The 10775-nt window shown below is 46.0% G+C and carries 9 protein-coding genes; 5 read left to right on the top strand and 4 right to left on the bottom strand.

The genetic code is table 11. The features are described 5' to 3' along the window. The first annotated feature begins 1953 nt into the window (after positions 1-1953). Positions 1954-3168, top strand: a complete 1215-nt coding sequence (locus IGQ44_06825; protein ID HIK37684.1) for a trypsin-like peptidase domain-containing protein — start codon at positions 1954-1956, stop codon at positions 3166-3168. Positions 3169-3895: 727 nt separating this feature from the next. Here the strand turns inward: IGQ44_06825 and IGQ44_06820 are convergent. Together IGQ44_06820 and IGQ44_06815 are read right to left on the bottom strand one after the other, a co-directional pair. After that, complete coding sequence (locus IGQ44_06820; protein HIK37683.1) at positions 3896-4408, bottom strand: gamma carbonic anhydrase family protein; 513 nt, start codon at positions 4406-4408, stop codon at positions 3896-3898. A gap of 54 nt (positions 4409-4462) precedes the next feature. Continuing rightward, positions 4463-5473 (bottom strand): hydroxyacid dehydrogenase, encoded by a 1011-nt coding sequence (locus IGQ44_06815; GenBank protein HIK37682.1) that lies wholly within the window; start codon positions 5471-5473, stop codon positions 4463-4465. 105 nt (positions 5474-5578) lie between these two features. On the opposite strand from IGQ44_06815, the gene IGQ44_06810 reads away from it, so the two are divergent. Further along, positions 5579-6127 carry a shikimate kinase gene (locus tag IGQ44_06810; protein ID HIK37681.1) on the top strand — a complete coding sequence of 183 codons (549 nt, stop codon included), beginning with the start codon at positions 5579-5581 and terminating at the stop codon, positions 6125-6127. Here IGQ44_06810 and IGQ44_06805 read toward each other — a convergent pair. Further along, complete coding sequence (locus tag IGQ44_06805; GenBank protein HIK37680.1) at positions 6105-7310, bottom strand: NAD(P)/FAD-dependent oxidoreductase; 1206 nt, start codon at positions 7308-7310, stop codon at positions 6105-6107. The two genes, IGQ44_06810 and IGQ44_06805, sit on opposite strands and share 23 nt — an antisense overlap. Before the next feature lie 145 nt (positions 7311-7455). On the opposite strand from IGQ44_06805, the gene pdxH reads away from it, so the two are divergent. Then, entirely contained in the window at positions 7456-8103 is a 648-nt protein-coding gene (gene pdxH, locus IGQ44_06800; GenBank protein HIK37679.1) for a pyridoxamine 5'-phosphate oxidase, read from the top strand. On the opposite strand, the gene nagA is transcribed toward pdxH, so the two are convergent. Then, complete coding sequence (gene nagA, locus IGQ44_06795) at positions 8100-9272, bottom strand: N-acetylglucosamine-6-phosphate deacetylase (protein ID HIK37678.1); 1173 nt, start codon at positions 9270-9272, stop codon at positions 8100-8102. The two genes, pdxH and nagA, sit on opposite strands and share 4 nt — an antisense overlap. 132 nt (positions 9273-9404) lie before the next feature. Here nagA and IGQ44_06790 point away from each other — a divergent pair, with 132 nt between their 5' ends. Together IGQ44_06790 and map are read left to right on the top strand one after the other, a co-directional pair. Next, the gene (locus tag IGQ44_06790) at positions 9405-9926 is read left to right on the top strand and encodes a bifunctional nuclease family protein (protein ID HIK37677.1); all 522 of its coding nucleotides are present in this window, start codon (positions 9405-9407) and stop codon (positions 9924-9926) included. A gap of 28 nt (positions 9927-9954) precedes the next feature. Continuing rightward, the coding region (gene map / locus IGQ44_06785; protein ID HIK37676.1) for a type I methionyl aminopeptidase at positions 9955-10775 on the top strand (821 nt) is incomplete at its 3' end.

The raw sequence follows: 10775 nt of genomic DNA, 5'->3' as shown, positions 1-10775 counted from the left end.
ATTTTTCTACCAGTTTGATTATAAGAGTTTTGAAATCTTGGCTTTTTTCAGTTTGAAGATAATTTTCTCCAGTTCATCCAGGTCTTTAATCACTATTCTCTTTGGCATTTTAAAATACCTCGTTGCAAGATGTTTTGTACTTTACTATTATTGCCCTGGGGTGGTATAACAGGGGGTTGTTGCACTCCCCCGAGGCCCCTCTGCCATTTTTTAAAGATTATTACAAATTTTTACCCCGGTAGCTAACTTGCATTTTGGCGTTATCATGGGTCTCCATTGTTATTACTGTTTCTGTTTTACTTTTTCTCTTTTACCGTAGTTATTTCTTCCATTTTTAGACAACAATCCACCATTGTTTCTCTTGAAAAATTGAAAACAAAATATGTTCCATCTTTAGGGTAGAATCCAAATATTTTTGGCCAATAATTGCAGAGTAAATGATAATCTTGAAGATTTAGGAATTAATATATTAAACGGGGTTAAATTTGAGGAATGTTCGGTTTTCTGGGAGAAGACCTTAATAAACGTAGTATTCAATTGTGTTTTAGGAGGGAATTTTATATCTCATAGTAGATTTATGGTTTGTGGGGGTGAAGTGTTGGGTAGAAGTAATTTAGGCTTTTGGAATTGAGGGTCGAAGGGAGCCATTGTCACAAGAAAGAAGCCCTTTTTCGTAAACAATATTTATCCTGGAGCATTCGAGGGCAATTTTAAGAGCAAAGGGGGTATTTCAGGTCCACAATTCACTTTAAATGTAACTGCTATGGACACTTTATTTTTTTAGTAAGCAGCAGGCAAACATTTGTGCCCTTTGATAACCCTCACTGGCGCGGAAGAAATTGGGAAAGGCATTGAGAGTTTTACTTCCAACAACAATAACCCTCTTTATAGTCTTCTTATTTACTACTACAAAGCATTTAGATTGTCTACTTTGTGGTTTTTAACACCCTCCTCCCCTCAAGATTATGTATTTCCTTTTTGGTGTCTATGGCAGGAATTCAATAAGGTAATGAAATAGTGCTTCCGCGCTAGCGTTGAAATTTTCGGCTTTACTTTTCCCCAGTTGATTGGCTTTACAATCTCCTCTGTTTCTCCAATTCTAAGGTAAATAAGATTCCTCACCACAACTGTTTATCCCAAAATCTATATTCATGTCTCCATAGTCTATATTTTTCCTCCCTGGTAAAAAAATTATATAAGTCCATTTCCATTTCATATTTTCCAGAAGAGGAGGAACTTGTATTTTGTTCTCCTTCTGTCTACTGCAAAATAGTTGTCAGAAACGGATGCAGGATATTTTTTCGCCGTTTCGCCTGTCAACCTTAACTCACTTCCTCTTAATCTATTTACAATTTTCCCACAACTCTTTTATACCCTTTCCAATAGTCTCCACCTCTTTTACTGTTTCTTTGTCCACCGGTTTTTTTATGTCTAATTCTTATATCCTCTTCCAAGGCACATTAATTTCTTTCAGATTACGATTCGCCTCTTCCTTTAAAATCAAACACTCACTTCTGAACTTTTGAACTTTAATATTGTAATGCTCACACTGTGCCCTTACCCAGCCCCACCACCCCTGTCACTTCCATCTGAATCTTTATCTCTTCCTCTTTCTACCACTCCCTTTTGCTGCAAAGTTTTATCATATAATTTGTTCCCAGGACAAGTTTCTTGACAGTACTTCCGCCTGCCGCCCCCCATCATGCACCCATGAGCGCGAAAAAGGGGTTTTTGTCAAGTAAAATTCAAGAAAAACCCGAAAAAAAGTCAGAAAAAAAGGCCAAGGGGGAGGGGAAAGTTGCCAAAAGGTAAGGAATATTGGCATCCCCAGTACTTTGTGTTATAATGGGCCAGTCAAGGGAGGGCCGCTGTCCTGGGACTATATGTCGTTAGTTATCGGCAGAGGCTTGGGGCTGTCCTTTTGTCTTGTCAAGGGATTGTATGGGGTAGAATATGAGTAAGGCTTCCCCGTTGGGTATAGTAGGCCGGTTGTTGACTGGTGCCTCTCTTTTCCTAGTAGGAGCCGGTGTGGGTTTTGGCGCCAGCTACTGGTATAATCCCTCGCGGCTGTTTGCCTTTAACCAGAATCAACAGGGAAGTATATCCACTGGCCAAGACACAGGCGGCGGGGGGGTGATTGCCCCCCTGAGGGATAACAATGATTTGAACTTTGTGGCGAGGGTGGTCCAACGAGTTGGGGCGGGGGTGGTGCGCATCAACGCCTCTCGTACAGTGGCAACTAACCTTCCCCCCATATTTGATGATCCGTTCTTCCGTCAGTTTTTTAACATACCCGATTTGCCTCGACAACAAATCCAACAGGGAACTGGTTCTGGTTTCATAATCAGCCAAGATGGTATAGTCCTCACCAATGCCCACGTGGTAGAGGGAGCTGACAGGGTGACAGTTACCCTGAAAGACGGTCGATTTTTTGAGGGGAGGGTTTTGGGGGCCGATCCGGTTACAGATATAGCCGTAGTCAAGATTGATGCCCAAGACTTGCCCGTGGTGCCTTTAGGGGATTCCGACAAGGTTATAATCGGGGAGTGGGTTATTGCCATAGGCAACCCCCTAGGTTTAGATAACACGGTGACTACAGGTATTGTGAGTGCCACGGGTCGTTCTAGTGCGGAAATAGGGGTGGGGGACAAGAGATTGGACTTCATTCAAACCGATGCGGCTATTAATCCTGGCAATTCCGGAGGTCCTCTTTTAAACGCCCGGGGCGAGGTTATTGGTATCAACACTGCCATCATTCAAAATGCTCAGGGTTTGGGCTTTGCTATCCCCATCAATCGGGCTAAACAAATAGCCGACATTCTCATTGCCCAGGGTAAGGTGGAGCACCCCTATATAGGCATTCAGATGGTGACTCTTACCCCCCAGGTAAAAGAACAACTCAAACAAAACAAGAAGGTGAACCTAGACTCCCAAGAAGGGGTTTTGATTGTTAGAGTCGTGCCTAACTCTCCCGCTGCCCTGGCTGGTTTACAACCCGGAGACATTCTCTTCCGCATTGACCAACAGGACGTTACAACCTCCTCCCAGGTGCAGAAAATCGTAGAGTCTCGTAAGGCCGGTGATACTCTTACTCTTCACCTCCTCCGCGACGGCCAAACCCTTCAAGTTCCCGTCACTCTTGGTGTCCTCCCCTCTTCCTCCAATTAGATCCCCCCTTTTTCCCCTCCCTCCCACCCCTTCTATTGCTTTTTATTGCTTTTTTTTCTCAACTGTCTTTTCCCCAGCCCCCTTGGCAGTCTCTTCACCTGCTGCCAACCCCCCATCGTAACAAAAAAAATCTCTCTGTCAACACCTCGGGGATTGAAGTTCGGACAGGATTTCGCACAGCATCTAGGTTAGAACATTTAGAATGCTAGAATGTAACTCATTTGCTTTAAAACTCGAATGAAAAACACTCTATCCTGTCAAATCAAAGGATAATTACTTGAGTATTCATAGAATTTAGTGATAAGAAATATTGGGAGAATTATAACGTAAAAGAAGCATTAACCTAGACGATATATATGAGATGTGATGGAAAAACTAAAGGATTTTATTGTCTAACCCTCTGTGGTATATGTAGAGATAAGGCTATTCCGTTTGCTTTTCACGTCTAATCTCAAGCTACTATTGACAATGGCAAAGGCTCTGGGAATGTAGAGCAGAGGGAATCTATAGAGGAGAAAATAAAAGATATCATCGGGAACAAAACTATAATTAGGGGGATAATAGGAGAAGGGTTTATGGGGGTGAAGGGGTATATAGGGATGTGTTGTAAAACTGACTAGTTAGGGAGAAAATTGTATGTCAAAACCCTTTTTGACAAAAAGGGGCGGGGTGCGACTGATAAGGGGGGATGAGGAGGGCAAGGAGGAATGAATGAGAAGAATTGTGATTAAACAGAGGAGGGGGGAGGGGCCTTGCCGGCATGGAGAAGTGCAAGGTGGTAATACTTGAGGGCATGCTGGATGAGGTCATCGGTTTCAAGGGGGGTTAAGTCTCTGGTTTTACGAGCGGGGATGCCCATCATGAGAGAATGGGGAGGGACATCCTTGGTGACAACACAACCAGCGGCAATGATCGCTCCCTCGCCGACGGTAACACCATTGAGAATGATGGCGCCGATGCCAATTAAACAACCCTTTTGGATGTGGGCGGAGTGGATGACAGCGCGATGGCCAACGGTAACATAATCTTCTACAATGGTAACCTGACCAGGGTCACCGTGAAGAATGGCACCATCTTGTACATTGGTGTAGGCGCCGATTTCAATCCTCTCGAAGTCGCCCCGCAGTACGGCCCCATACCAGATACTCGCCCCCTCTTTGATGACTACATCCCCCATAATGGAGGCATTGTGGGCGATAAAGGCAGCCTGGGGGAAGTCGTCGGCAGTGAGTAACTTCATGATTATTTTTGTAGTTTAAAGTTAAACAGTAATAGAACCAGAAAAAGGGGGACATTAGAGAGTGTTTTGGGGATTGCCCTCTAAGAAGCCCTTAAGGTTGTGGAGGGTAATGTCTAGAATCCTATAAAGGGCATCTTTGGTGTTGTAAGCGTTGTGGGGGGAGACTAAAACATTTTCTGACTGTAATATGTAGAAGGCCTCCATTGCTTTTTTCAGCTTAACAGCGGGGATGTCATCCCTTTTGAGGTATTCTTCTTCTATCCAAATGTCCTCCGCTTCAAAGGTATCTAAGCCTATGCCTCCGGTAAGTCTACCCTCTCTGAGGGATTGAACTATGGCCTCTATTTGGACTACTGGCCCTCTGGAGGTGTTGATTAGCATTGCGTCGGATTTCATCAGCCGGATATTAGAGGTGTTTATCAAGTGGTGGGTTGACTGGTTGTAGGGCACATGTAGGGTTACAATGTCTGAGTTTCTCAATAAGTCTTCCAGTTGGACGTATTGGGCGTTATACCTGGAAACTACCTCTTCATTTTTCACTTGGTCATATACCAAAATATTCATCCCAAAACCATGGGCGATTCTGATGACGTGTCTACCGATTCTACCAGAGCCGATTACCCCAATGATTTTGTTCATCAAGTCTATGCCAGTCAGGCCATCCCTAGAGAAAATTCCCCTGGAAGTCCTTTCTATCATTGGTCTAATTTTTCTTGCCAGGGCTAGGATGAGGGCGAAAGTGTATTCTGCTACTGTATTATCTCCATATCCCGGAACGTTACAAACGGTAATCCCCTTTTCCTTGGCTAAGGAAACATCTATGTGGTCATAGCCGGTGGAACGGGTTATGATAAGTTTGAGGTTGGGAAGATTATCAAGGACCTCCTTATTTAGTTTCGAATATATAAAAACTATAGCAGCCTCTGCATCTTTATAGAGGTGTACATTGGTTTCATCTAAGGGTTGTAAGGAGAAGCCTAAGGAAGCGTCAATGTTTAATTCTCTAATTTTTTTTTCAAAGTACAATTTCTCCCAGTCTTCTACTTCAAAAAAATGGAGCTTCATGGCTTGGCCTCCTGCAAGTTTTAACTTATAATAACACTGCCGGGGGAAAGACCTGGTGTCAAAGTGTGTTCTGGGATTCAGATTTTAAGGCGATTGGACTGGTAGATGAAAGAGCTTCTTAGGGGCATAAATATATATTTAATTGGCATGATGGGTGCGGGGAAAACCACAGTAGGAAAACTTTTGGCCCAGAGGTTAGGATACCGTTTTTTGGACACGGATAGTCTGATTGAAACAATTACTGGGAAAACCATCAATCAAATATTTAGGGAGGAAGGGGAGAGTGGGTTTCGGGAGTTGGAAAACAGGGTACTACAGGAGGTTTCTGCTTATGTGCGCACGGTGGTAGCCACTGGTGGGGGAATCATTCTGCGTCGGGATAACTGGAGTCATTTGCGAGACGGGATGGTAATCTGGCTAGATGTGCCCATTCCCCTGTTGGTAACCAGACTTAGGGGAGATACTACCCGCCCATTGTTGCAACAGGAGAAAGACTTAAAAGATAGACTGACACAGTTGTATCAACAGAGGGTATCACTCTACCAACAGGCAGATATTACCATTGAAGTGTTGGCAGAGGAGACTCCCCCTCAGATTGTAGAGAGAATCCTAATGGCTATACCTGAAAAAATTAAACCGCCTCGAGAGATTTAAGAAGATTAGTCAGAGGGGTTGTCATCCAGCTGAAAGCCACTGCAATCTGGTGTTCAATAGTGGGAAGACGGTATAGGTATATCAACCTCCTTGCTAGATAGGCCAGATTTCCACTGAGAGAAACCCCCAAAGCCTGCATAGTGGCACTTTCCGCCCCCAGGGCCAACATTTCTCCTAGGGGTTGATATTTGAAGGGGAGAAGCGGTTTATTTTCGATGGTAGCCCAAATATTCCAAGCACAGTAGTCCGCCTGTTGAATAGCCACCTGGGCGGTAGCCGGCAGTCTATTGCCCTTTTCATCCTGACAAGCCGCCAAATCCCCTATTGCCCATATATGGGGCATACCAAAAACCTGTAGGTAGGAGTTTATTTCTATTTTGCCATCAAGGGTGGTGGGAAGGGTTAATTTATTGGCCAAACCGGGGGGTATAGCTGGTTTAGTCCCCACCGTCCATACTACTATGTCTGCAGGGATGGTATCAATTTGATTTTTGTAGCAAAGACTAACTTCCCCTTCTTTCACCTCCACCACCTCAGTTTCCAGGTCAACCCAGCATTTGGCCTTTTCCAGGGCTGCGGAGGCGGTTTTGCGGTTAAATGGGGACAGAGAGCGCAGAAGGGAGTCGTTTCGCTCTACTATTCTGATTTTCCCCCTTTTGCCTAGTCTTGCTGCTATTTTCAGGGCCAGTTCCACACCACTACAGCCCCCACCTGCTATTACCACCCGGATATATTCCTTGTCGGAATTTTCCAGGCTTCTAAGTTTTTCTTTAAGTCTGTAGGCGTCTTCTAGGGTGCGGAAGGGGATGGCATATTTATCCACCCCCTTGACTTGACTAGTGGGAGTTTTGCCGCCGAGGGCCACTGTTAGGTAATCATAATTAAAAGTCCCATTATTTTTTAGAGTTACTTGGTTTTTCCCTTCACCCGCCTCTATATCCGTTACCTCGTCTTGGAGGAATCTAATACTGGTATTGGCCAGGATGTCAGCATAGGCGGGGGCTATTTCCCAACTCTGTACTTCATTTGTAATCAACTCGTACAAAAGGGGTGAGAACAAAAAACGATCGTGTTTTTCCACCAAGACAATTTCCGGGGGGCGATTACTCCAGGTAAACTGATTAAGCCGTAAGGCAGTGTATAAACCGCCGAAGCCCCCACCGAGGATAACTATTCTTGTCACTTTTCCCCTCTTTGCTAACCACTTTGTTTTCCCATTGTAGCCGAGGGGTCAGCCGGGTGCGGTGTTCAAATTAATTAATGATTACCATCGGTAAAAGGCAATAAAATTTATGTGGGAGCGGTATGTTGGAAGGAGGGTATAGGGTATGAATATTCCCATTTCTCAGCTTAGAAGAGAGTATACCAGGGGGGAACTAACAGAAGACAAAGTCAGCAAAGATCCCCTACAACAGTTCAGAATCTGGTTTCAGGAAGCGGTAGAAGCAGAAGGAATCCTCGAACCGAATGCCATGACACTGGCTACTGTCACACCAGAAGGGAAACCCAGGGCGAGGACGGTATTATTGAAAGAGCTAGACGAGAGGGGTTTTACCTTTTTTACCAACTATGAAAGTCGTAAGGGGCTAGAGATGGAAAAAAACCCCTGGGTTTCACTGGTGTTCTGGTGGGCGCCCTTGGAAAGACAGGTGTGCATTGAGGGTAGAATTGAAAAATTAACCCCCCAAGAGTCGGATGAGTACTTCCAAACCCGCCCTCGGGGCTCACAATTGGGGGCATGGGCTTCTCGCCAGAGTGAGGTGGTGCCTAACCGGCAATTCTTGGAAAATCGCCTAGCCGAGGTGACACGACAATACGAGGGGAAAGAAGTACCTCGTCCTCCTTACTGGGGAGGCTATAGAGTAGTCCCCCACAGGATAGAATTCTGGCAGGGTAGGGAAGACCGTCTTCATGACCGTCTTGAGTACTACCTGGACGAAAATCAACAATGGCAGATGGTACGTCTGTCGCCCTAAGGGTCGGGACAAGCCCCACCGCTGCCACTTGCCCCAAAGACGCGTTGCCAGCTGAGGGTCTTGCTAGTCTCGTCTCCACGCCACCGCAGTAGATTAACGGCCGGCGCCCCCAACAGGGAAACGGGCAAACCTATGGCCTTTCTGGGGGATACTGTCGCAAGGGATATGGCCTGTTGTAAATCACATATCCCCCAGGCAAAAAGGTTTTCTGCCCCCTTTAACAGAGGTAGGGTGGTGCCGGCAAGAGTTCCATCTGGAAGACGGGCTGTGAAACTTTTTACTTCAATGGTCCTACCTTCCCAAGGATAGACACCGTCACCCAGTCCTAGGGGGGAAAGGGCATCGCTAACTAGAAACACCCCCTTGTCAAAATTGCTGGCTCTCAGGAGTATTGTAATCATAATTTGCGACACGTGTATTCCATCGGCAATTAAGCCACAGTACACCTCGGGATTGACAATGGCCTCCGCCAAAAGTCCCCCTTCCCGGTGATGAAGACTGGGCATAGCGTTGAAGGCGTGGGTCACCATGGTAGCCCCCTGTTGGAAGGCTCTGTGAGCCTCTTGTGCGGTGGCCTGGGAATGCCCTAGGCTGACTGTTATACCCAAAGAGCGCAAATAGGGGATAATGGTGCCTGTAGACTCCAATTCTGGAGCCAGAGTAATAATTTTTACTAGCTCCGCATATTCCGCCAAGACAGTTTTGACATTTTCCAGGGTAAGGGGCAACAGATACTCTGCCGGGTGGGCGCCCCTTTTCTCGTAGTTCAAAAAAGGGCCTTCCAGGTGGACCCCAAGGATTTCTGCTTCTTTCTGTTGGGGGGGTTGTCGTTTGAATTTCCTAATTGCCTCCAGAGATTGGTGAATTTTGTCCACAGAGGTGGTTATAATGGTAGGTAGAAACTGATCTACTCCCGTTTGCCAGAGATAACGGCAAATTTCATGGAGTTTCTCTAGGTTTTCCTCCCTGAGTTCGGTAAACGCCAACCCCAGGGCTCCATTGATTTGTAAATCTACCCCCCCTAGGGAAAGATAATCCCCTTCCATATCCAAAGCATCTGGGGGATGGGTGTCAGTAATGGCAGTTATGCACCCATCTTCTACCACGAGAGTGTGTAGCCCAGAATGGCCTATCAGTCTTGCATTCTTGAGGAAAATATTGACTGTCATGATTAATTCCTTATGACCAGTACAAACCCATCATTATAAGGCTCCGTCCACCAGTGGGGGCTTGCCATTATATGCCCCATTGGGTTGCTATATAATGAAGGTATTGACCAGCTAATTGAGAGGGAAGAGCCCATGATTGAAATGAAAGTGGCGGCGATTGCGCTGGATGCACTCACTCGCAGTCCCATAGTATTGTTGAAGGACCCTGCGGAACGCCGTGCTTTGCCCATTTATATAGGGCAGGATCAGGCTAGGTCAATTATTTGTGCCCTGGAACAACAAACCTTTCCCCGTCCCCTCACTCATGATTTAATTGTCAACATACTCCAAGCTTGGAATTTGAAACTAGAAAAGGTCATTATCAATGCTCTGGAGGACAATACCTTTTACGCCCTTCTGTGTATTAAAAATGGGGAATTAGAACAACACATTGACTGCCGTCCTAGCGATGCCATTGCCCTCGCCCTGCGGGTTGGTTGTCCTATTTGGGTCATGGAGGAAGTAATATTAGATGCTTCAATACCAGTGGACCGGGAAGCAGACGAACAGGAACAAGAAGAGTTCAGAAGGTTTGTGGCCAATCTCAGTCCTGAGGATTTAATCCGTTATGCCCGTCAGAGTGGCAGTGGTGGCGGGGAGGAAAGTTCCAGCTAGTTTTGTAAAATGAGAAAGAAAAACCATCATGAGAGACTTCAAAGGACTATTATTTTGGAGCAAAAGAGGGGAAAAGGTTAAAAAACAGAGGCCAGAAAGAACAAAAGGCCTGCCGCCCATGAAGAGGGGAAGGGGGATTGAGCTGAAAAATCCCGAGGAAATAGCCCAGATGAGGACAGCAGGGCGGATAGTGGCCACTGTCTTGAAGGAACTTATGACCATAGCCAAACCGGGGATGACCACCGCCGAATTGGATGCCATAGCAGAACAGAGAATCAGGGAGATGGGGGCCATCCCTAGTTTTAAAGGGTATCATGGTTTCCCTGCCACCATCTGTGCCTGTGTGAATGAAGAGGTAGTACATGGGATTCCTAGCCCCAAGAAGGTGCTGAAAATGGGGGATCTGGTGAAGATAGACGTGGGGGCCTGTTACAACGGCTTCCACGGTGATTCCTGTGTCACCTTCCCCATTGGCAAGCTCAAAAGAGAAACCCTTAGGCTAATGCAGGTGGCGGAGACGGCCCTGTATAAAGGGATTGAGCAGGTAAAAGAGGGCAACTATCTGATGGACATTGCCGGCGCCATTCAGGACTACGTAGAAAGTAACGGTTTTTCGGTGGTGGAGGATTTTGTGGGGCATGGGGTGGGCCGTAATCTACATGAGGAGCCCTCTGTATTCAATGTTCGCACTAGGGACTTACCCAATGTGAGGCTAGAAGCCGGCATGACTATAGCTATTGAGCCTATTGTGAATATGGGGAGGAAGGAGACTCGCACCCTGAAAGACGGTTGGACAGTGGTTACAGTGGATAATCTCCCCTCCGCTCAATTTGAACACACTGTATTGGT

The sequence above is a fragment of the Geminocystis sp. M7585_C2015_104 genome (assembly GCA_015295805.1).
Classification (GTDB): Bacteria; Cyanobacteriota; Cyanobacteriia; order Cyanobacteriales; family Cyanobacteriaceae; genus DVEF01.
Note: the sequence above shows the minus strand (reverse complement) of the source record. Positions and strands in the feature narration are given on the sequence as shown.